16 protein-coding genes and 1 CRISPR repeat array are annotated in these 22544 nt (G+C 70.6%); of the genes, 9 read left to right on the top strand and 7 right to left on the bottom strand.

The genetic code is table 11. From position 1 onward, the window contains the following. The first annotated feature begins 51 nt into the window (after positions 1–51). The 3 genes from BCL76_RS34585 (at position 52) to BCL76_RS34575 (ending at position 4569) form a co-directional block, all read left to right on the top strand. A complete protein-coding gene (locus BCL76_RS34585; protein WP_109783340.1) occupies positions 52–948 on the top strand; it encodes a sigma-70 family RNA polymerase sigma factor in 897 nt (298 codons plus the stop codon). Positions 949–1805: 857 nt separating this feature from the next. Further along, positions 1806–3812 (top strand): RICIN domain-containing protein, encoded by a 2007-nt coding sequence (locus BCL76_RS34580; RefSeq protein WP_258310078.1) that lies wholly within the window; start codon positions 1806–1808, stop codon positions 3810–3812. Positions 3813–3927: 115 nt separating this feature from the next. Continuing rightward, the gene (locus tag BCL76_RS34575; protein WP_109783339.1) at positions 3928–4569 is read left to right on the top strand and encodes a hypothetical protein; all 642 of its coding nucleotides are present in this window, start codon (positions 3928–3930) and stop codon (positions 4567–4569) included. 66 nt (positions 4570–4635) lie between these two features. On the opposite strand, the gene BCL76_RS34570 is transcribed toward BCL76_RS34575, so the two are convergent. Next, the gene (locus BCL76_RS34570; RefSeq protein WP_109783338.1) at positions 4636–5532 is read right to left on the bottom strand and encodes an ATP-grasp domain-containing protein; all 897 of its coding nucleotides are present in this window, start codon (positions 5530–5532) and stop codon (positions 4636–4638) included. A gap of 162 nt (positions 5533–5694) precedes the next feature. Here BCL76_RS34570 and BCL76_RS34565 point away from each other — a divergent pair, with 162 nt between their 5' ends. Further along, positions 5695–6687: an endonuclease/exonuclease/phosphatase family protein gene (locus BCL76_RS34565; protein WP_258310077.1), complete on the top strand. Its 993-nt coding sequence runs from the start codon at positions 5695–5697 to the stop codon at positions 6685–6687. On the opposite strand, the gene BCL76_RS34560 is transcribed toward BCL76_RS34565, so the two are convergent. The 6 genes from BCL76_RS34560 to BCL76_RS34535 all read right to left on the bottom strand — a co-directional run bounded on the left by BCL76_RS34560 (position 6682) and on the right by BCL76_RS34535 (position 12769). Next, positions 6682–7650, bottom strand: coding sequence for an NAD(P)-dependent alcohol dehydrogenase (locus tag BCL76_RS34560; protein WP_109783336.1), 969 nt, complete (start codon positions 7648–7650; stop codon positions 6682–6684). The genes BCL76_RS34565 and BCL76_RS34560 overlap by 6 nt on opposite strands. Next, a complete protein-coding gene (locus tag BCL76_RS34555; RefSeq protein ID WP_109783335.1) occupies positions 7647–7880 on the bottom strand; it encodes a helix-turn-helix transcriptional regulator in 234 nt (77 codons plus the stop codon). The genes BCL76_RS34560 and BCL76_RS34555 overlap by 4 nt, the downstream gene beginning before the upstream one ends. Continuing rightward, the gene (locus BCL76_RS34550) at positions 7874–8302 is read right to left on the bottom strand and encodes a hypothetical protein (protein ID WP_181382862.1); all 429 of its coding nucleotides are present in this window, start codon (positions 8300–8302) and stop codon (positions 7874–7876) included. Before BCL76_RS34550 ends, BCL76_RS34555 begins: the two co-directional genes overlap by 7 nt. A 191-nt stretch (positions 8303–8493) precedes the next feature. Further along, complete coding sequence (locus tag BCL76_RS34545) at positions 8494–9237, bottom strand: SOS response-associated peptidase (protein ID WP_109783334.1); 744 nt, start codon at positions 9235–9237, stop codon at positions 8494–8496. 37 nt (positions 9238–9274) lie between these two features. Beyond that, entirely contained in the window at positions 9275–11290 is a 2016-nt protein-coding gene (locus tag BCL76_RS34540; protein ID WP_109783381.1) for a helix-turn-helix domain-containing protein, read from the bottom strand. An 84-nt stretch (positions 11291–11374) separates the two neighbouring features. Continuing rightward, positions 11375–12769: an MFS transporter gene (locus tag BCL76_RS34535; protein WP_109783333.1), complete on the bottom strand. Its 1395-nt coding sequence runs from the start codon at positions 12767–12769 to the stop codon at positions 11375–11377. 172 nt (positions 12770–12941) lie between these two features. Next, positions 12942–13642: a CRISPR direct-repeat array (repeat unit 29 nt; unit sequence GGGTTCATCCCCGCAGGCGCGGGGAGCAG). Between the two features lie 1008 nt (positions 13643–14650). On the opposite strand from BCL76_RS34535, the gene casA reads away from it, so the two are divergent. From casA to cas6e, 5 genes are read left to right on the top strand one after another with little or no spacing between them, the layout of a single operon-like run. After that, entirely contained in the window at positions 14651–19162 is a 4512-nt protein-coding gene (gene casA / locus BCL76_RS34530) for a type I-E CRISPR-associated protein Cse1/CasA (protein WP_109783332.1), read from the top strand. Further along, complete coding sequence (gene casB, locus BCL76_RS34525; RefSeq protein ID WP_109783331.1) at positions 19159–19890, top strand: type I-E CRISPR-associated protein Cse2/CasB; 732 nt, start codon at positions 19159–19161, stop codon at positions 19888–19890. Before casA ends, casB begins: the two co-directional genes overlap by 4 nt. Beyond that, positions 19887–21086, top strand: a complete 1200-nt coding sequence (gene cas7e / locus BCL76_RS34520; RefSeq protein ID WP_109783330.1) for a type I-E CRISPR-associated protein Cas7/Cse4/CasC — start codon at positions 19887–19889, stop codon at positions 21084–21086. Before casB ends, cas7e begins: the two co-directional genes overlap by 4 nt. Then, the gene (cas5e, locus tag BCL76_RS34515) at positions 21083–21838 is read left to right on the top strand and encodes a type I-E CRISPR-associated protein Cas5/CasD (RefSeq protein ID WP_109783329.1); all 756 of its coding nucleotides are present in this window, start codon (positions 21083–21085) and stop codon (positions 21836–21838) included. The genes cas7e and cas5e overlap by 4 nt, the downstream gene beginning before the upstream one ends. Continuing rightward, positions 21838–22542, top strand: a complete 705-nt coding sequence (cas6e, locus tag BCL76_RS34510) for a type I-E CRISPR-associated protein Cas6/Cse3/CasE (RefSeq protein WP_109783328.1) — start codon at positions 21838–21840, stop codon at positions 22540–22542. Before cas5e ends, cas6e begins: the two co-directional genes overlap by 1 nt. The last annotated feature ends 2 nt before the right edge of the window (positions 22543–22544 follow it).

Raw genomic sequence — 22544 nt, 5'->3', positions numbered from 1 at the left:
TCGATTATCGTCCGACTCGGCACTGACGGATCGGACCACGGGGATGTACGGGTGAGCGAGAAGGAAGTTCTGGCGCAGCGCTTCGAAGAGCACCGCTCGCACCTGCGGGCGGTGGCCTATCGGATGCTGGGTTCGCTCAGCGAGGCGGAGGACGCGGTACAGGAGGCCTGGTTCAAACTGAACCGCTCCGACGCGGCCGCGGTGGAGAACCTGGGCGGCTGGCTGACCACCGTGGTCGGCCGGGTGTGTCTGGACATGCTGCGCTCACGCGGCACCCGGCGCGAGGATCCCCTGCACGACCAGGACGGGCAGGTCCGCCTTCCGGACCCGATCGTCAGCCGCGCGGACGGGCTCGACCCCGAGCAGGAGATCCTGCTGGCCGACTCGGTCGGCATCGCGCTGATGGTCGTCCTGGACACCCTCGCCCCCGCGGAGCGACTGTCGTTCGTCCTGCACGACCTGTTCGCCGTGCCGTTCGACGAGATCGCCACCGTGCTGGGGCGTTCCGCCGCCACGACCCGGCAGCTCGCGAGCCGGGCCCGCCGGCGCGTCCAGGGCGCGGCGCCCGCCCCGGACCCCGACCGGTCCCGCCTGCGCGCGATCGTCGACGCCTTCCTCGCCGCCTCGCGCGGCGGCGACTTCGACGCCCTCGTCGCGGTCCTCGACCCCGATGTGGTGGCCCGCTCCGACGGCGGCACGCTCCGTCCCACGCTGCTCCGGCGCGGCGCCGCCGAGGTCGCCTCCCAGGCGATCACCTTCGCCCGGTTCGCGGAGGCCGCGCACCCGGCACTGGTCAACGGAGTTCCCGGGGTGGTGGCGATGGCGGACGGTCGGGCGCTGTCCGTCATGGCATTCACCTTCCAGGACGGCCGGATCACCGCACTCGACATCCTCACCGACCCGGAGCGTCTGGCCCGGATCGACCTGAGCATCGTCCAGGGCGGCTAGGCCGTCTCTTTCCGATCTCGTCGGCCGAGCCCGCGTCGTCCGGTGTCGGGCAGCGCGGGCCGGCAAGGCCCGGAGCATTCGACCTGGTTCCGACCGGGCACGCCCTACCGGGCCGGGTCCGGTCGGGACCGGCCCCGTACCCGCTGCGCTCGGACGGTCGGTCCACAGGGCCCGCGAACAGTCGCAGCCACTGCTTCAGCCCCTCCAGGGTCCGCTCGGTCGCAGTCGACAGCAGTTCCGTCGGTCCGTCGGACCACGCATCACGCCCGCAGGCACGTCACCGTCGACGAGGCGGCCCGCCTCGTCATCGGCGGCACGCGCCGAGAAGCCCGTCGTGACGGACACCTCGTCGACCCTGGGTGAACCGCGGGCCGACCACCCGCGCCTGCGGGACCGACCGACACCTTTCGGTCGAACTCACCCGACCTCGCACCGCCTTCAGCGGGGCTCCGGCGTGTGCCGGCGCGTTCCGGCGCGCTCCGCGGCCACCGCACCTCACGGGTCGTGACCGAGGCAATTCAGCAGGTAGTAATTAGGTGAATTCCTGACTGAATTCCCGTCAACAAGCCTCCGGTTCATATCTCGATTTGATAACAACCCGCCAGGAAAGGACTGGACCATTAGGATGCGACGCGCGTAACTCCCCTGCGGTTAATGACAGTTGAGTGTTCGTCAAATCGTGCCGACAGGTAACGGAATGATTTCCCGGTGCACGCCCCCGTTTGTCCGAATTCTCCTCGGCATTCGTCTGGCAGGCTTCCGCGCACCCAGTCTTCCGACAACGATTTGAGGTGCCCATGACAGGACGTCGCAGACGGCCTGCCGCCGCCGCCGACCACCGTCGCAAACCGCGGCGGTTGATACTCGCCACTGCCGCCACGGCAGCGGCGGGGCTGATAGCCGCAGGCATCGCCTACTCAGGAATCGGCGACGGCGCCCAGGCTGCCGCGCCCGTGGTGGAGGCCGCCGCCGAGGCGCCCGCCGCCGCGCCGGCGCGTGACCAGGAGCCGGAACCGATCGCCGCCGCGCCCGCGAACGAGACCGCGAGCGGCATGATCTACGACGGCCTCCAGGCCGCGCCGAAGGGCGACCGGTGCGTGGGTGTCTACCGCACCGACACCGGGCTGTGCACCCACGGCCCCGACGCCCCGCCCAAGGGCGTCGACATCACGAAGGACATCGCGCCCGCGGTCAAGGAGACGGCTCCGGCAGCCGATCCGGCCCGCCCCGCCGCCGATGACCCGGCCAGCAAGGAAAGCGGCGGGCGTCCTCAGGACGCGCCCGCGGCCGACGCGTCGACGGCCACCAAGGCCTCCGCACCCGAACCCGCGGCCGCCGCCGGCAGCCAGAACGTCGCCGCCGGCCCCGCCGGCCAGACCGTCCAGTGCGACGGCGACGGCAGCACCGGCAACCGCGTGCAGGTCGTCTACGTCCACGCCCCCGGCAAGGACCGCTACTCCGAGTACGTCGCCTCGTTCCGCAAGTGGGCGGCCGACGCCGACCTCATCTACTCGACGAGCGCCAAGGAGACCGGCGGAGTACGTCACATCCGCTATGTGACGGCCGCCGACTGCACCCCCACCGTGCTCAACATCGAGCTCCCGGCCTCGGCCCTGGCCGAGTTCAGCGCCACGAACAACGCGCTCGCCGGCAAGGGCCTCGACCGTCGTGACCGCAAGTACATGATCTTCGCCGACACCCAGGTCTACTGCGGCATCGGCACCTTCGCGGGCGACGAGCGGCCCGGCCAGGCCAACCAGAGCAACTTCGGCCCGTCCTACGGACGCACCGACTCCGGTTGCTGGGGCGGTCACACCGCCGCGCACGAACTCGGCCACAACCTGGGCGCGGTCAACAACAGCGCCCCGAACACCAGCCGTGGCGCGCACTGCACGGACGAGTACGACGTCATGTGCTACTCGGACACCCCGTACTACCCCCAGATGCGCAACGTCTGCACCAACCAGGCTGCCGAGAACATCCTGGACTGCAACCACGACGACTACTTCCACACCAGTCCCAAGGCCGGAAGCTACCTGGCCACGCACTGGAACATCGCCGACAACCAGTTCCTGATGAAGACCCAGGGCGGCGGCGGCACGGACCCGGGTCCGAACCCGAACCCGACGCCCACCAAGAAGCCCACGCCGACGCCGACCAAGAAGCCCACCGGCGGCCCGACCGTGACGGCGGCGCAGATCCAGTCCAACTCGGTCGTGGTGAGCTGGCCCAAGGTCGACGGCGCCTCCTGGTACGCGGTGCAGCTGAACGGCAAGCACCTGACGTGGGTCCAGTCCCAGGTGCTCCGCATCTACAACCTGCAGCCCGGCACCGCCTACAAGGTGACCGTCTCGGTCCGCGACAGCGCCGGCCGTGACAGCGGCCCCGGCAAGGCCGCGTCCTTCCGTACGACGGGCGCGGGCGGCGGCACGACCACCCCGGGCACCAAGTACGTGCTCGGCAACGGCAGCACCGGCATGGCGGCGGAGGTCTGGGGCGGCCGCACCGCCGACGGCACCGTCCTCGTCGGTGGCCGCACCAACGGCTACGCCCAGCAGCAGTGGTACTTCGACGACGCGGGCAACGGCCAGGTGCGCATCAAGTCCGTGGCCTCGGGCAAGTGCCTCCAGCCGGGCGGCACCCCCGCCGCGGGCATGTGGGTCTCCCAGCAGCCCTGCGGCAACGGCAACAAGGCGCAGGCCTGGAAGCTGACCTCGCGCGGTGGCGCGGTGACCGTGACGGACGCGAGCGGCGGCTTCGCCCTCACCGTCAGCAACCGCCCCTACTACGGGTACTGGCTGCTCGACCTCCAGCGTGCGGACGGCCGCGCGACGCAGGCCTGGACCCTGCAGAAGTCCGGCTGATCACTGCCACGGCGCAGCATTTCTGACGCCCTGACGGCGTGAACCCACCCCGGCGGACGGCCGCATCGAGCGGCCGTCCGCCGGTACCCCTCATCTTGACCGGAGCACCCCGACGATGCGCATTCGAATCGTTTTCTCGGCCGCCCTGGCCGCACTCGGCCTCATGTTCTGGCTCCCCGTCGCGGCCCACGCCCACGGTGACACCGTGAAGGTGGTGGTGACAGGGCAACGGGAGGGTCGTGTCACCGCCGACGTCACCTGGGAGAACGACGGGGACGCCATCGACGAGGCCGTCGCCGCGACCGTGAACGCGGTCAGCGTCGACGGCTCCCGCACCATGGGGCCCTGGCGCCTGGTCCGCGATGCCGCCGCGGCGCCCGCGGGCTGGACCACGGCCGAGGCGCTGCCTCCGGGTTCGTGGAAGGTGAGCGTCGACGTGGGCTTCCCGTCCCTGGGACACGGCGAACTCGAGGTGGCCGTACCCGTGGTGGACCCGGCTCCGGCTCCGGCCACCCCCACCCCGGTCGCCTCCGCGGCTGCTCCGGTCCCGTCGGCCGCCGCGCCGGTGTCCTCGTCGGCGTCCGCCGCGGCCCCGGCCGCCTCGTCGGCGCAGGGCGCCACCGAACAGGCCGCCGACACCGGGGGGTACGCCGTCTGGTGGACGACGGCGGGTGTGGCGGTGACCGCCGTGGCCGGCGCGGCCGTGGGTCTCCTGCTCCGCCGCCGCCGGCGCGTACGGCTCGACCGTCTCAACTAGACCCGGGCCGGGAGGGTCCGCGACCTTACCGGCCCCCGCTCCGGCCCCGTGGACGGGGCCGGAGCGCTACGGCGTGTCCCGGCGGCCCGCGGCCACCGCGGCCACGACCGCCTCGGCGAAGCGCTGCAGCCCCTGCGGGTTGATGCTCAGGAACAGATTCGGCTCGATGAGCTCCAGCTCCATGAGCACGGGTTCCCGGGCCTCGTTCAACGCCAGGTCCACGCGGGCGAACAGCAGCTCACCCGGAGCCGGGACCGCGGCCAGCGCCGCCCGTGCTGTACGGAGCTCCGCCTCCGAAGGCAGGTAAGGGGTGGCGCCGGGGTGCGGCACCCGGAAGTTGTCGATCAGCCCCGCCTCCGTCAACAGGGCCTGCTTGCGGATCGCGTGGCTGAAGGTGCCGGCGAAGAAGATCAGCGCCCGCTCCCCCTCCTCCACCAGCGGCAGATACGGCTGGACGATCACCGTACGGCCCTGGTCGAGCAGCATGCGCGCATGCCGCTCGGCGTCCGCCCGGCGTCCGGGCTCGTACCGCGCGGTGTCGCGCGCTCCCGAGGAGACGGCCGGCTTGACCACCACCCCGTGCGGCCCGTCGAAGTCCGCCGCATCGCGGCGATCGCCCGGGTCGACAACCCGGGTCGGTACGACGGGGACCCCACGCGCGGCCAGTTCCAGCAGATAGCGCTTGTCGCTGTTCCAGCGCACCAGCGGCGCCGGATTCCACAGCCGGGTGACCTCGGCCGCCCTGTCCGCCCAGGCCAGGAACTCGGCCGGCCGGTTCGCGTAGTCCCAGGTCGACCGGATGACCACGAGGTCGTAGCCGTCCCAGCGCGCCGATTCGGCGTCCCAGGCCACCGCCTGCGCGGACAGGCCTGCGGCGCGCAACGCCTCCAGGATCAGCGGGAGATCCGCGTCCTGGTCGGCGCCGCCCTCGCTCGTCACGACCGCGATCCTCGCCGTACCCATGCAGGTCTCCCGTCCTCGCTCCGCGGACCGCCCGGTGCGGTCGCCCCCGGACGATCACTGTTCCACATGCGGCGCGGCGGGAACCCGGCCGCCCGATCATGCGTCGTACCCGAGGTGGAAGAAGGTCCGAGGCATTCAGGTGAGGCTCCGACGGCGCCGACCGTGGCGGGGAGCGGCGCGCGACGCGCCGCCCGGTGGCGCTGGGGCGCCGACGCCCGGGGCCGTACGCGCTGGACGCGCGGGCGCGTCCTCGCGGGGCTCGCCGTACTGAGCGCCGCGCTGCTGGTGTTCCACTCCGCGGTCCCCAACACGGTGGGTCGGCTGGGCAGTGCGCTGGAGGCGTTCCTGCCCTGGCTCGGCCTCGCGGTTCCGGTCCTGCTCGTCTCGGCGCTGGTGCGCCGCTCGGTTACGGCCCTGGTGGCCGTCCTGCTGCCCGCCGCCGCGTGGGCGGGCCTCTTCGGCGAACTGCTGCTGCCGGCGGACCGCGACGGGCACGACATCACGGCCCTCCAACACAATGTGAGCGACGAGAACCCAAACCCCACGGGCACGGCGCGCGCCCTGATCGGTGGCGCCCCGGATCTCATCGCCCTGGAGGAGTTGACGCCCTCGGCGCTACCGGCCTACGAGGCGACGCTGGCGGCCGCGTACCCGTACCACGCGGTGGAGGGCACGGTCGGGCTCTGGTCCAGGCATCCGCTCACCGACGTCCGCCGCGTGGACATCCGGCCCGCCGGTATCGGGGAGGGCTGGGACCGTGGCCTGCGCTGCGGTGTGCTCACGCCACAGGGTGAGATCGCGGTGTACGTGGCGCACCTGCCGTCGGTCCGTTTCCGGGCGAGCGGATTCGGCTCGGGCCCGCGGGACGAGAGCGCGCGGCTGTTGGGTGCGGCCGTCGCCGCCGAGAAGCTGGGGCGGGTGATCCTGCTCGGTGACCTCAACAGCACGGTGGACGACCGGGGTCTCGCCCCGCTGACCTCCCGGTTGGCCGCGCCGCGTAGGGGGCTGGCCCTGAGCTGGCCCGCGGCCCTCCCGGTCGCCCGGATCGACCAGATCCTGACCCGTTCGGCGACCGCCGCCGAGGCCTGGACGTTGCCCGCCACCGGCAGCGATCACCTGCCGGTGGCCGCCCGCATCAGGTTCGACGACTCATAGCCGGATGGCGACCTTGCCGCGCACGTGGCCGTCGCGGAGGTAGCGGATGGCGTCGGGTACCTCGGCGAGCGGGTATATCCGGTCGAGGGCGGGTGTCACCGAACCGGCCTCGATGAGTTCGGTGAGGGCTTCGAGGTCGCGGCTGCGGACCAAAGTGCCGTGGGCGCGCAGTCGGTGGCCGACGAAGGGCGACAGCAGCATCGCGCCCAGCTGCCGCTGGTTGCCGCCGATCCAGTTGCCGCCGCCCTCCCCGCCGACGATGGCGAGGGTTCCGCGCGGGGTGAGGGCGCGGCGCAGCCGGGCGATGGGCCGGTTGCCGGCGATGTCCAGGATGACGTCGTAGCGGCGGCTGCCGTCGACGGGATCCTCCTGCGTGTAGTCGAGCACCTCGTCGGCGCCGAGGGAGCGGACCAGGTCGGTCTTGGCGGTGCTGCACACTCCGGTGACGTGGGCGCCGTAGGCCTTGGCCACCTGGACGGTGAAGCTGCCCACGCCCCCCGAGGCGCCGAGGACCAGGACGCGCTGACCGGCCTTGACCTGTCCGCTGTCCCGTACGGCGCCGAGCGCGGTGCACGCGGAGACGGGCACCGCCGCGGCCTGTTCGAAACCGAGGCCGGCCGGCTTGGGTGCGAGGGTGCCCTCCTTGGCGCGGGCGTACTCGGCGAACGACCCCGAGCAGTTGCCGTACACCTCGTCGCCCGGCCGGAAGCGGGTGACGTCCGGGCCGACGGCCTCGACCACCCCGGCGACGTCCATGCCGCGGACGCGGGTCCTGGGTCTGCGCAGGCCGGACACGGCGCGGACCGCGTAGGGCTTGCCCGCCATGAGGTGCCAGACGCCTTGGTCGACGCCGGCGGCGTGCACCCGTACGAGGACCTCGCCCCGGCGCGGAACCGGTCGCTCCACGTCTTCCGTCCGCAGGACCTCGGGCGGTCCGTAGATGTCCTGGACGATGGCCTTCATGAGTCGTCTCCCTCGGTGGTGGTGTACTGGAACACGGTGTCGAGCGGTACCGCGAACACGCGGGCGATCTCGAAGGCCTTCTCCAGGGAAGGCGAGTAGCGGCCCTGCTCGATGGCGATGACGGTCTGGCGGGTCACGCCGATCTGGCGGGCCAGCTCGGCCTGGGTCATCTCGCCGTTGGCGAAGCGCAGGGCCCGGATGCTGTTGGTGACCCGGGTGGGCCTCACCACGGGTGGAAGCCCAGCCGGTAGGAGGCGATCTTCGCGGTGGACGCGAGCAGCGCCGACAGGACGAACCCCAGGTAGATCGCGTTGGCGATCCAGAACTGGTCCGCCTCGGCCATCGCCAGGAGCATCGCGGTCACGGCGCCGATCGCGATGAACGACTGGCCGATGTGCTCACCGAACTGGTTGATCTCCCGGTCGCGCTGGTCCTTGACCTTGCCCTCCTCGGGCGAGAGCAGGGACACGGTGATGTGGAGCGCGATCGAGGCGACGATCGCGGCGCCGACCGTCCACAGCAGGGCGGCCGCGTAGGGCTGCTGGGTCAGGGGCTCACCACCGGACCGCCCGAGAACGATGGCCAGATACGCCCCGTACGACACGACCGTGACCACGATCATGATCCACGCGCGTTTCTCCTCGACTGCCACAGCCACTCCCCATGTAAAGAAAACCCGACATCGGCAGTGTCAAGGAATCAGGACACGGTGTCAATATTTCTTAACATCGACAGGCGGCGGACCCCGTACCTCCGCAGGATCGGGGCGACGTGGGGCGGCTCGGGGCGGCTCGGGGCGGCTCGAGGCGGCGTCGGGCAGGTGCCGTCGGCGCCAGGTGTTTCTCAGCGACCCGGGGAAGGGGGCGCTTCCAGGAGCTCGGGCCCGTTGTTGCGCACGTTGTTGACGGCGGTCGACACGGCGCGCACGTCGAGCCTGCCGCCCGCGGGAGCGGAGAGCAGGGCGCGCAGCGCGTCCGGGTCCTGGTGGGACGGGTCGAGCCAGGCCTCGTAGTCCGCCGGGGCGAGGGCCAGCGGCATCCGGGGATGGACCCGGCCGGCCGCGTCGGTGGCCTCGGTGGTGATGATCGTGCAGGTCGCCCACCATGCCGCCGGATCGTCGTCGGCGGCCACGGCGGGGTCACGCCAGAACTCGTACAGCCCGGCCATCGCCATCACGTCGCCGTCCTCGGGGCGGATGAAGTACGGCTGCTTGTACGCCTTCACGGAACCGGCGGCGGGCACGGGCTCCCACTCGTAGAACCCGTCGGCGGGCAGCAGGCAGCGGCGCTTGGCGAAGGCGCGCCGGTAGGCCGGCTTCTCGTGCACCGTCTCCACCCGCGCATTGATCATCTTCGCGCCGCCGGACAGGCTCTTCGACCACGAGGGCACCAGCCCCCAACGCAGCGGGCGCAATTGCCGCTCCAGCACCCCGCTCTCCCGGTCGGCGCGCTCCAGTACCGCCCACACCGCGTCGGTGGGGGCGACGTTCCAGCTCGGCTCCAGCGCGTGCCCCGGATCGGGGGGCGTGGCCTGGAACAGGCCGGACAGGTCCTCGGGACTGCGGGTGGAAGCGTAACGGCCGCACATACCGTCCACCCTGCCGGCTGGAGCGGGCCGGCGCGGGCTACGCCGCGAAGTCTCCCGGACCGGAGCCGTCATGGCGGTGCACCTGATGGATCCGCAGAGCGAGTTGGAGCTCCAGCGCCCGCTCCGGCCGCTGCCAGTCCCGGCCGAGCAGGCTGCCGATGCGCTCCAGGCGCTGCACGACGGTGTTGACGTGCACGTGGAGGGCTTCCGCGGCGCGGGACCGGCTGGCGCCCGCGTCGAAGTAGGCCCGCAGGGTGTGGGCGAGGTCGGTACCGCGCTTCGTGTCGTACGCGAGCACGGGGCCCAGGGTCTGCCGGACGTAGCCGCCCAGATCCGTCTGGTCGCCGAGCAGCACGCCGAGGAAGCCCAGGTCACGGAGGGCAGCGCCGGTGCCTTCGCGGCCCAGTGCGCACAGCGCCGTCCGACAGCGGCCGGCCTCGGCGTAGGCGTCGGCGAACTCCGCGGGACCGGAGACCGGTCCCGCGGCTCCGACGGTGACGGGGGCGGCGAGGGCCTGGCGCAGCTCGCCGGCGAGGCCGGCGGCGGCGGGTCCGGGGCCGACATCGGGGCCGACACCGGGGGCGTCGGTGGCAGCGTCGGTGGGGCAAACGAGGACGACGTCCTCGTGGTGCGGCCCGGCGAGTCCCTTACGGGCCTGGGCGATACGGGCGGCGGCGGCCAGCAGCCGGGCCCGGGGCACGGCGGCGGTGTGCAGGACGAACACCGCGTGCGGGTGGCCCAGGTTCACGCCGAGCCGACGGGCGCGCGCCGCCAGGCCGGCCGGGTCGGCGGCCCGGGTGAGGAGGTCGCCCAGCAGCTCACCCCGTATCCGGTCCTCGGTCTCGGCGACCGAGCGGCGTAGGAGCAGCAGCAGGGCGGTGACCAGGCTGGCGCGTTCGAAGAGCCGGCGGTCGGCGGCGTCGAGGTCGGCGCGGCCGGTCAGGGCGATGCTGCCGAGCGGCTCCTGCCCGGCGAGGACCGCGCACACCCACGTTCCGTCGACGAAGACGGCGCGTCCGCCGGCCCGCGAGGCGGCGACGGCCTCGGGGGACGGGGGCCGCGGGTCCGTGCCCGCCCGGGCGAGCTCGGACCCCTCGGCGTCGTGGACGAGGGTGCCGCCCTGCAGGACGGTGCCGATGGCGGTGGCCACGTCGGTGACGTCGCCGCCGCGCAGCACCAGGTCGGTGAGCCGGTCGTGCGCGTCCTCGGCGCGGCGCATGGCCTCGTTGTGCGCCTCGATGGTGCGCGAGGCCGCGTTGAGGTCGACGAGCGCGGTACGCGTCTCGTCCAGCAGGCGGGCGCCGTCGATGGCGATGGCGGCGTGGTCGGCGAGCGAGGACAGCAGGGCGACCTCGTCGGGCGTGAAGGTGCGGGCGGTGCGGTCGGCCGCGTAGAGGACGCCGATCACCCGGGTGCCCAGGCGCAGCGGTACGCCGAGGATGGCCCGGAGGCCCTCCTCGGTGACGGCGGTGTCGATGGTCGTGGTGTGCCGGAAGCGCGGGTCGTCGCGGTAGTCACCGGTGGAGTACGGGCGGGCGGTCTCGGCGACCAGTCCGCCCAGCCCCTCCCCCATGCCCAGGCGCACCTGCTGGAACGCGGCCGAGACCGAACCGTCCGTCACCCGCATGTACGTGTCCCCCGCCTCCTCGTCGTTGAGGGACAGGTACGTCACGTCGGTGCCGAGGAGCAGCTTGGCCCGGTGGACGATGGCCTTCAGCACCGCGTCGGGCTCGCGGAGGCGGGCGAGGTCGCCCGCGGTGTCGAAGAGGGCGGCGAGTTCGGCTTCGCGGCGGCGGTGCTGGCCGAGGGTGCGGTGGATGCGGAGCGCGACGCGGGTCGCTTCCGCGATCACCACGGCGTCCGCCTCCGCCCCTGCCTCCGCCCCCGCCCCCGCCTCCACGTCCGCGTCCGCGTCCGCGTCGGAGAGTTCGACGTCCTGGAACGCCTCGGCGGGAGCTCCCCGATCCAGCAGGTCCAGGAGGTTGCGCAGCCGCAGCAGCGCGCCGGTACCGGTGCCGGTGGCGTGGGTCCCGCTGTCTTCGGTGGTGGGCATCGGGTGCTCTCCGTGATGCTCGACGCGGACGTGGGCGGCGCCGTTCGAGCCGGCGCCGCCCACACTCAGCCTGCCTGTCGGTCCTCAGTTGTCGGCCGGCACCGGGTCGTGCCCGGCCCGCCGGCCGGCCGGCACCGGGGCCCGTACCGGGTCGGGTTCCCGGGTCAGGCTACGCCCGCGGGTCTCCTTGGCCACCAGGACGGTCAGGGTGGTGACCGCGGCCGCCACGGCGAGGTAGACCGAGACGGGCAGGGAGGAGTCGTAGTCGCGCAGCAGGGCCACGGCGATGATCGGGGCGAGCGCGCCTCCGATGATGGAGGCCAGCTGGGAACCCATCGAGGCGCCGGAGTAACGGACTTCGGTGGCGAACATCTCGGAGATGAAGGCCGCCTGCGGCCCGTACATGGCGCCGTGCAGGAGCAGCCCGGCGGTCACGGCCGCGGCGATCACCGGGAAGGACTTGGAGTCCAGCAGCGCGAAGAACGCGAAGGCCCAACCGATCATGCCCACCGAGCCGATGAGGGTGACGGTGCGGCGCCCGATGCGGTCGGAGAGCGCGCCCCAGGCCGGGATGGCCACGAAGTGGACGGCGGAGCCGATGAGTACGGCGTTCAGGCCGTCGCTCTTGGGCAGCCCGAGGTGGCTGGTGACGTAGACCAGGAGGAAGGCGGTGATGACGTAGTACGAGATGTTCTCGCCGAGGCGGGTGCCGATCGCGGTCAGGACCCCGCGCCAGTTCGTACGGAACACCTCGACCACGGGCGGCTTGGCCTCGGCCCCGGCGGCGGCCTGCTCGGCGGCCCTGGCCTGTGCCTCCAGGAAGACCGGGGACTCCGAGACCGACACCCGGATCCACAGGCCGATCATCACCAGCACCCCGGACAGCAGGAACGGGATCCGCCAGCCCCATGCGAGGAAGGCCGCGTCGGACTGCACGGCGGCCAGGACGGCGAGCACCCCGGTGGCCAGCAGATTGCCTCCGGGCGCGCCGGCCTGCGGCCAGGAGGCCCAGAAGCCGCGGCTCTTGTCGTCCCCGTGCTCGGAGACCAGCAGCACCGCCCCGCCCCACTCGCCGCCGAGCGCGAACCCCTGGATCAGGCGCAGGAGGGTGAGCAGGATCGGGGCGCCGACGCCGATGCTCGCGTGGGTGGGCAGCAGGCCCATGGCGAAGGTGGCCCCGCCCATGAGGAGCAGGCTGAGGACGAGCAGCCGCTTCCGCCCGATCCGGTCCCCGTAGTGGCCGAAGACCAGCCCGCCGAGCGGGCGGGCCGCGAAGCCGATTGCATAGGTCAGGAAGGCGAGGAGGGTACCGACCAGGGGCTCGCTGCCGGGAAAAAACAGCTCGTTGAAGACGAGTGCGGCGGCCGACCCGTAGAGGAAGAAGTCGTACCACTCGATGGTGGTGCCGATCAGGCTCGCTGCGACGATTCTCCGGATGCCGGACGGGGCCGGTGCGGCGGCCGGGGCTGGGGAGGTCATGTGCACCACTTCCGGGGGTCTGCGGGGACGTTCCATGTGGCCACACCATAGGAACACGCAGGTCAGCGGTGTATGTGGCGGACCACCACAGTTAGGGGCCCCAACATGCCCTCAACCAACACAAGGGACCCTGCCGGGCCTGTGGCGGGCGCGTCTGACGGCTCCGATGACCGGTTTCATCCCCGCAGGCGCGGGGAGCAGGGGCCCTCGGCGCGGGACGTGGACCTGCCGCCGGGTTCATCCCCGCAGGCGCGGGGAGCAGACCGACGGCTCCCATGCCGTGATCCTGCAGGAGGGTTCATCCCCGCAGGCGCGGGGAGCAGACCGGTGCGGACAGCGCCTTCGTCATGGTCGTGGGTTCATCCCCGCAGGCGCGGGGAGCAGTTCGGGAGCATCAGGGCGTTGATGGCGGGCCTGGGTTCATCCCCGCAGGCGCGGGGAGCAGAGGTTGCCGATCCCCACGCCCATCTGCAGGTGGGGTTCATCCCCGCAGGCGCGGGGAGCAGCTGATCACCGTCGAGGACACCCTGGACGGCTGGGGTTCATCCCCGCAGGCGCGGGGAGCAGGTAGCGGACCTTTCCGCGACCTGATCCGTATCGGGTTCATCCCCGCAGGCGCGGGGAGCAGGCCGTCTGCACTCGGCGCGCCCGGACGCGGTTGGGTTCATCCCCGCAGGCGCGGGGAGCAGTGGTGGATCTGCCGATCGAGAACAGGTCCCGGAAGGTTCATCCCCGCAGGCGCGGGGAGCAGGCGGTCAAGGGTGTGGCCGAGGTGCCGGTGACGGGTTCATCCCCGCAGGCGCGGGGAGCAGCCAGCGCAGGCCCGACGTGCAGCGTCGGGCCGGGGTTCATCCCCGCAGGCGCGGGGAGCAGACTGGCTGACCTGGCACTCTAGGGCGGTCACAAGCAGCTTGGGGGCACTTCACGAGATTCGGACAATCCACCCAAAGGGATCGTCCACGAGATGGGGCTGCTGGCTCCCTCGAACAATTCGATGACCAGCGGGGGCTGGTGGGTGCACACTGGGGCTACACATGGGTTCGATTGCCGGCGTGGGTAGCGGCGAGCGCACAGCACCAGAAGTCGCTACAGCCGACAGGTTCATCACGGCGACTCGACGCGAAGGCCGGCAGGGCTTTGTCCGAGTGTCTGCGACTGGCAACTACTGTCCGCTACCGTGCCCACATGTTCGCTCGACGGCGTGGGCGGCTTTGCTCCCTGCTCCGCAGGGATGATCCCTGTGCGTGCATGAGTCCATCTGTGCTCGACCACTGCTCCCCGCCACTACGGGGATGGAGATGGGTGCGTCAGGCCTACCTTCAGGTCACATCGAACTGTGCTTGTTTGAGTCCAAAATCTGGGGAATCCACTACAACCGAGCCTAGGCAAAACCCGTTGCGTGAGGGTGCGGATGCGTAGGGTGTTCTTCGTCGTGAGGCAACAACGCCTTGCAACCCCGTTCAGCAGGCCCAAGAACACAGGCCGAACCCGTGTCCTGACAAGACGTGACAGGTTCGCCCTGACCACTCCTAAAGGTGCTTGAGCGTGTTACCTCCCATGGACTCCCAGGTCAGCAGCGGGCAGCAGCCAAATTCATAGCTGTTGCCCGTTCTTGTTGCGGTACTGGCCGGCGGGGCCGGATCTCAGCTGCCCCTGGACGTCGGCGTCAGGGTCACCGTGATGTTGGTGATCGTGCTGGTCGTCGTCCGCGGTTCACTCCGACGAGGGATCGTGTAGAAGCCGCGTTCGGTACAGGGTAGGGAACGGCTCGTTCGTGGGGTCCTGGTGCTCGAGTGGAGCACGGGACCCCACTTCGGCGGCTCGCCGCTGCGCGTCCTGCCGGCTAGAGGCGACGGACAGCGGTCTCTGGGGAGGGATCCGATGCAGGAAGGCACGCCGCACTGGGGTGCACAGCTCACAGCCGCGGCGCGGAGTGTGTGGGCCAAGCACGACCGGAAGACGGAAAAGTGGCTGCCGTTGTGGCGTCACATGGCCGATTCAGCAGCCGTGGCCGACCGGTTGTGGGACGAATGGGTCCCGCGTCAGGTACGTGAACTGGTCGGCGACGACCTGCCTGGTGGCGAAGAGGACGCGAGGGCACTGGCCGTCTGGCTGGCCGCCGTTCACGACATCGGAAAGGCGACCCCGGCCTTCGCCTGCCAGGTCGACGTTCTGGCCGGCCGAATGAACGATCGCGGGCTGACGACGCCCACTCGTGAGCAGTTCGGAACTACCCGAAGCCGTGCTCCGCATGGCCTGGCCGGGCAGGTCCTCTTGGAGGAGTGGCTGGAGCAGCAGGGGTGGCCACCTCGTAACGTCATGGCGTTCGCGGTGCCGGTGGGCGGGCATCACGGGGTTCCTCCGGCGCACGAACAGTTTCATGACCTGCGCCGCCATGGTGAGCTCTTGCGGACTCCGGGGCCCAGTGAGGCTGTTTGGCGTGCGGTGCAGACCGAGCTCCTCGACGCCTGTGCGACAGGCTACGGGGTACGGGAGCGGCTGGCCCGGTGGCAGCAGGTGAAGTTGTCGCAGCCGGTCCAGGCTGTTCTGTCCGCTGTGGTGATCGTCGCTGACTGGATCGCCAGTAATCCGGATCTCTTCCTGCTCTTCCCTGAGGACCGGCATCGTGACGAGGCCGACCGGATCGATGCTGCGTGGCGCGGGATCGACCTTCCCCGCCCCTGGGTCCCGCAGATGCCAGAGGGTACGGCGCAGGAGTTCTTCGCTGCGCGATTCGATCTGGCATCCATCCGGCCGTTGCAGGAGGAGGCGGTCCGTGTCGCACGCGAGGCCGATACGCCCGGCCTGATGATCATCGAGGCGCCGATGGGAGAGGGAAAGACGGAGGCCGCGCTCGCCGTGGCGGAGGTCTTCGCCTCGCGGTCGGGGGCCGGTGGGTGCTTCGTGGCGCTGCCGACCCGTGCCACGTCGAATGCCATGTACGGGCGCGTGAGGCGGTGGTTGAAGCACCTGCCGGGGAGAGTGGACCTGGCGGTGTTCCTCGCCCATTCCAAGGGCTCGCTCAACGACGACTTCGCGAAGGACCTACGGGCCGGCGCCCGCACGGTCGCCGCAGTCGATCTGGATGCGGTGCCTGGTGTTGCAACCTCGCGCCGCGCTGACATGTGCGCTGCCTCGGGGCAGCTCGTTGCTCATCAATGGCTCAGGGGCAGGAAGAAAGGGATGCTTGCCCCCTTCGTCGTCGGCACCATCGACCAGTTGTTGTTCGCCGGGCTGAAGAGCCGGCACCTGGCACTTCGGCACCTCGCGCTCGCCGGGAAGGTCGTGGTCATCGACGAGGTCCACGCCTACGACGCATACATGAACGAGTACTTGGAGAGGGTGCTGTCCTGGCTCGGGGCGTACCGGGTGCCCGTCGTGATGCTGTCCGCCACCTTGCCCTCGGGGCGACGACGACAGCTGGCCGAGGCCTACTCCGGTGCAGCCGATCTGCGTCCTGAGTTGGAGGCCGCCGACGCCTACCCGCTGATCAGCATGGTTGCCCCCGGGCGGAACTCCGTCGTCAGGGCGCCGGAAGCGGCCGCGGACCGGCGTACGGAGGTGGTGTTGGAGCAGCTCGGTGACGACCTGGGTGTGCTCGCGGACCGGCTGGAGGAGGAACTCCTCGGCGGTGGTTGCGCGCTCGTGGTGCGCAACACCGTCGACCGTGTGCTCCAGGCTGCGGAGGTGCTGCGCGAGCGGTTCGGCACCGAGGCTGTAACCGTCACCCACTCTCGGTTCGTGGATCTGGACCGGGCGCGCAATGACGACCGGCTTGTGACCTGGTTCGGCCCTGTAGGTTCGCGGCCGCCGGGGCCCCACGTCGTCGTCGCCAGCCAGGTCGCCGAGGCGTCCCTCGACATCGACTTCGACGTGCTGGTCACCGACCTCGCTCCCGTCGACCTCGTCCTACAGCGTATGGGACGGCTCCACCGCCACCAGCGTGGCCCGGGGCAGGCGGACCGCCCGGCCCGTCTTCGGGTGGCCCGGTGCCTGGTCACGGGGGTCGACTGGGAAGCGATACCCCCGGCGCCGGTCAGCGGTTCGGTATCCGTCTATGGCCGGCACGCGCTACTGCGGTCGCTTGCGGTGCTGCTCCCGTACTGGGATGCGCAACCGCTCGTACTCCCGGATGACATCAGCCCGCTGGTGCAGACCGCCTACGCGGACCGGCTCGCTGCCCCCCGGAACGAGTGGGCCGACGCGCTGAGCGCCGCGCTCGCGGAGCACGGAGTTGCTGTCGCCAAGCAGCAGCGTGCCGCGCAGGTCTTCCGGATCGCCGAAGTCCGCAAGCCAGGACGGTCTCTGGTGGGTTGGATCGACGCCGGTGTCGGCGACGCGGACGACACCCGGGCTGGCCGGGCCCAGGTGCGGGACAGCGATGAGAGCCTTGAAGTCCTTGTCATCCAACGTCGGAGCGATGGGACATACGCAACTTTGCCCTGGCTGGACCGGGGGCAGGGCGGACTCGACGTGCCGGTCGACGCGGTGCCGCCTCCTCGGACGGCGCGTGCGATCGCGGCCAGCGCTCTGCGTCTGCCCTACCACTTCTCGAAGCCTTGGGTGATCGACCGTGCCATCGAGGAGCTCGAGAAATTCGGGCCTCAGGCGTGGCAGACGCCAGAGTGCCACTGGCTGGCCGGCGAGCTGATCCTCGTCCTCGACGAGGAACGTCAGACCCGGCTGGCAGGCTTCGAGGTCCACTACAGCAAGGCCGATGGGCTGGAAATCAACCCGGCCGGGGCCAAGGACGTGAGGTTGGTGAAGGGTGTGCCTGGTTTCGACTTGGTCTCCCGCCCGTGGTTGCCCGTCCAGTTATGCGACGGCACAGCAACGGAGCTTTCTCTGAAGGAGGTCTTCGCGCGAGCCGACGAGGTCCGCCGGCTGGTGGGGGATCTGCCGTCGCAGGAGTTCGCCCTGCTGAGGCTCCTACTGGCGGTTCTGCACGACGCGGTGGAGGGGCCGGAGGACCTTGACGCCTGGCAGGAATTGCACGACAGTACGGAACCGTTCGCGGACGTGCCTGCGTATCTCGATCGTCACCGCGACAGATTCGACCTCCTCCACCCCACACGCCCGTTCTTCCAAGTGGCGGATCTGAGGACGCACAAGGACGACGTCGCGTCCCTCAACCGCATCGTCGCGGATGTCCCCAACGGCGAGGCCTTCTTCACCATGCGCCAACCCGGCGTCGAAAGGCTCTCGTTCGCGGAGGCGGCGCGATGGCTCGTACATGCCCACGCTTTCGACACCTCCGGCATCAAGTCAGGTGCCGTGGGAGACTCCCGCGTCAAGGGCGGCAAGGGCTACCCACAAGGAGTCGGCTGGGCCGGAAACTTGGGCGGCGTCTTCGTCGAGGGTGACACGCTCCGCCAGACCCTTCTCCTGAACCTCGTGGCGTCCGACGCGAGTGCACTCACCGTCGAAAAGGACGACAAGCCGGCCTGGCGCCGGGAGCAGTGCGAGCCGGATGTGCAGCAGGGCCTGGAATCGCGGCCGACCGGCCCTCGGGATCTGTACACATGGCAGTCGCGACGCATCCGGCTGCACCACGACGGTACTGCCGTCCACGGTGTCGTCCTGTCATACGGTGATCCCCTGTCGGCGCCCGACAAGCACATGTACGAGCCGATGAGCGGCTGGCGCCGCAGCAAGCCGCAGGAGAAAAAGCTGGGCCGCACGCCGGTCTACATGCCGCGCGAACACGACCCGACACGGGCGGCCTGGCGCGGCCTGGCCTCGCTGCTCATGTCCGAGGCGCAGGAACGGGCAGGGGCACGGGATGAGCCTCCCGCCTACCTGCGAGCGGGAGTGCTGAAGTGGGTCGCCGAGCTCACCTACGAGCGCCTACTGCCCCGCGACATGCTCATCAGGCCCCGCCTGATCGGTGCGACGTACGGCACCCAGCAATCGGTCATCGACGAGGTCGTCGACGACAGCCTCACGATGTCGGTCATCCTGCTCCACGAGCAAGACCAGCGATACGCGACCGAGGCTCTGGGGGCGGTGGAGGACAGCAATGCGGGCGTCGGCGCTCTGGGTGACCTGGCAGCCGACCTTGCCAGGGCGTCGGGGCGGGATCCTGAGGCACCGCGTGAGACAGCTCGGGACCTGGGGTTCGGTCTGCTGGACGGCCCCTATCGGCAGTGGCTGACCGGGCTGGGCACGGCGATTGAGCCGGGAGCGGCCCGCCGGGCGTGGCAGGTCGCGGCCCACCGAATCCTGTGGGAAGCGGCCGACCGGCAGCTGGCTGCCGCTGGTGAGAGCGGCTGGCTGGACAACACCGCTGCCGAGCGGGTGTTCCGCGCTCGGCTCCACAAGGCCTTTCCGCTGCGCCACGCCCCGGCGCCGGATCCGGACAGGGTCGACACCAGCGAAGGAGTCTCTCCATGACCGACACCGTGCCGTCGATCCCGGCGCCTGCCGAGCCACCTAACGCGCCACAGACACCGGTCAAGGAACTCGGTCCACTCCGCCAGGCCGTCAATCAACACGTCCACACGCTGCAGATCGGCTATCTCGGCGATCGTGCCGAAGCCGTGCAGGCCCTCGCCCGCCTTCGGCGGGGCGTCGGACGTCAGCCGACCCGGACACCGGACCTTTGGGGGCTGGTCGGCGTCGAGGCATTCCACGCGGCGTACCTCACCCAGCGAAGGCACACCGCACCGGAATCCGAGGCGCTCCGGGCCGAGCGCGCCGCGCATGTCGCCATCACTCTGTGGGCCGTGCACCAGCAGTCCAACCGCTCCAGGCGCATGCACGTGCCCGACGGGCCGTCCGTGGGAACAGCAGTACGTCGGCTCATGTCGGGGACCGACGCGGACGATCCCGTCCGCAAGAGGTTCGTCCGCGCAGGGACATCCAGCACCCTCGACGTGCTGGCCCAGAGACTGCGGGATCTGGTCACGCTGATGCGCACTGCGGAGGTCCCCCTCGACTACGGCCTGCTCGCCGAGCAACTCGACCAATGGCAGCGGCCGGGCGGAGCCGGCCAGGTCCGTCAGGCATGGGGGCGCAGCTTCCACGCCTACCGTCCCCCGGCCCCCAGGACGACGCAGGACCAGGGCATTTCCGCCGTACCGCTTGTGAGCGCAACGAACGAGATGAGGGAAAACGAATGAGCCGCACCATCCTTGACGTGCACATCCTGCAGACCGTCCCACCGAGCAACATCAACCGAGATGACACCGGGGCACCCAAGAGCGCTGTCTACGGTGGGGTGCGCCGCTCCCGAGTCTCCAGCCAGGCGTGGAAGCGGGCCACCCGGAAGGCTTTCGACAGCTTGCTCGAGCCGGCCGAGCTGGGCGTACGGACCAAGAAGGTCGTCGACGCGCTGACATCCCGGATCACGGCGCTCGAACCCTCGTTGGCGCCCGAACAGGTATGGCCCATGGCAGCCGAACTCGTTCAGGTGGCCACGGGCGCGAAGATCGAAACGCCTACCCGGAAGTCCTCCGGGAAGGACGACGACGTCACGGATCCCCAGGCCCCTCAGTCCTCCTACCTTCTGTTCCTGAGCGCCCACCAGCTCGACGGACTGGCGAAGCTGGTGGTCGAGGGCATCGGCAAGAACGACGAGCCCAAGGTGTTCGTGAAGGACAAGGACATCAAGGCGCGCGCCAAGCAGATCGCCTCCACCCGCCACTCGGTCGACATCGCGCTCTTCGGCCGCATGGTCGCAGACGCCTCCGACATCAACGTCGATGCCGCGGCCCAGGTCGCCCACGCCCTCAGCGTGCACGCCGTGGACATGGAGTCGGACTACTTCACCGCCGTGGACGATCAGAACTCCAGTGCGGAACCCGGAGCTGGAATGATCGGCACGGTCGACTTCAACTCTGCCACCCTGTACCGCTACGCCGCCGTGGACGTGGACCTGCTCGCAAGGAACCTCGATGCCGGCCTCACGGAAGTGGAACGCGCGGGCGAACCCGTGCGCAGGGCGGTGGAAGCATTCGTCGAGGGATTCGCCATGTCGATGCCCACCGGGAAGGCCAACACCTTCGGCAACCACACCGTCCCCGACGCGGTGATCGTCAAGCTCCGTTCCTCCCGCCCCGTCAGCTTCGTGGGGGCCTTCGAGCGGCCTGTCGTGCAGCAGGAAACCGGCGAAGGGCACGTCCGCGCCGCCTGCGAGGCGCTGGCGGACCACATCCCTGCGGTCGAGAAGACCTTCGGCGCCACCGCCGACCGCACCTGGATCCTGCGCGTCGGGGAGCCCACGGCCGCCCTGGCCCCGCTCGGCACGCCCGTCGACCTGGGGCCACTGGTCACCGAAGTGGGCGAAGCCGTTGCTGAGCGCCTGGGGAAGGCATGAAAAGCGTCCTGGCCCTACGCCTGGCAGGCCCCCTGCAATCGTGGGGGGCCTCGGCCCGGTTTGCCCGACGCACTACCGAGTCCGCCCCCACCAAGAGCGGCGTGATCGGCCTCCTCGCCGCCGCCCTCGGGCGGGACCGTACCGCAGACCTCACCGACCTCGCCGCGCTCCGTTTTGCCGTACGCATCGACCAACCGGGCACCCGGCTGAGGGACTTCCAAACCGCCCACCATGCAGACACCGAGAAGGCGATGCCGGTGTCGGAACGCTTCTACCTCGCCGACGCCGTGTTCGTAGCGGCAATCGCCGGCCACGACGCAATGATCCGCGCCCTGCACGCCGCCGTTCAAACTCCCGTCTACCTCCCCTACCTCGGCCGCCGCTCGTGCCCACCGCAGGGCCCCCTGGACCTCGGCCTCAGGAACATCGACGATCCGGTCGAGGCCCTGAAGGCCGAGGAGTGGCAGGCGTCCGACTGGTACCGCGAGCAGCGCCGCCACGACCGCACAATCACCCTGACCATCCTGGGCGAAGGCACAGCCGACAGCCGCCTCGGCGACACGCTCAAGGACCAGCCGATCAGCTTCGACCCACGCCACCGCCGCTACGCCCTGCGCAGCGTGATATCCACTTCGATCGAGGTACACAACCCCCGCTTCAGCCCCAGCTCAGCCGGCCGCAAGCGGCGCGCTCCCGTCCCCGTACCTCGGCACGAGCCTGAGGCCCTGCTGTCCCCGATGGACGGTCCCTGATGCACCTGACCCGCTTCCGGATCAACACCGCCCGGCTCGGCGCCCGCAGTCTCCTCGCATCACCCCAGCGCCTGCACGCCGCCGTCATGTCTTCCTTCGCAGGGGCAATGCCCAGCGGCACCGACCGGCCGCGGACCCTATGGAGACTCGACCGGAACGCCAAGGCAGAGGTCCTGCTGTACATCGTGAGCCAGGAACACCCCGACCTCACACATCTGGTGGAGCAGGCCGGCTGGCCCACGACCGCCGCCTGGCAGACCTACGACTACGAACCCTTCCTCACCGGACTCCGCGCCGGCGACACATGGGCTTTCCGCCTGACCGCCAACCCGGTCCACCAGATCCGACGCAAGGAAGGCGAACCCACCAAGCGCACTGCGCACGTAACCCCCCGGCACCAAATGGGATGGCTGCTCGCACGGCAGGAAGCCGCCGGCTTCCGCATCCTGACCACACCCCCCGAGCGGCGGCGCCTGCCGCAAGGCGACGAGTACCAGCTGGCGGTACGCGACGAACACAGGCACCACTTCGAGAAGACCAGCCCGCAGGGAGGCCGGCGCAACCGTGTCCCTCTTGTCACCGTCACCTTCGACGGTCGCCTCGAAGTCACCGACCCCGACGCCCTACGGCGAACCCTCACCCAGGGCCTCGGCAAAGCGAAGGCGTACGGATGCGGCCTGATGACCCTCGCCAAGGCCGGGTGAAC

Source organism: Streptomyces sp. CG 926, from assembly GCF_003148825.1.
Lineage (GTDB): Bacteria > Actinomycetota > Actinomycetes > Streptomycetales > Streptomycetaceae > Streptomyces.
Note: the sequence above shows the minus strand (reverse complement) of the source record. Positions and strands in the feature narration are given on the sequence as shown.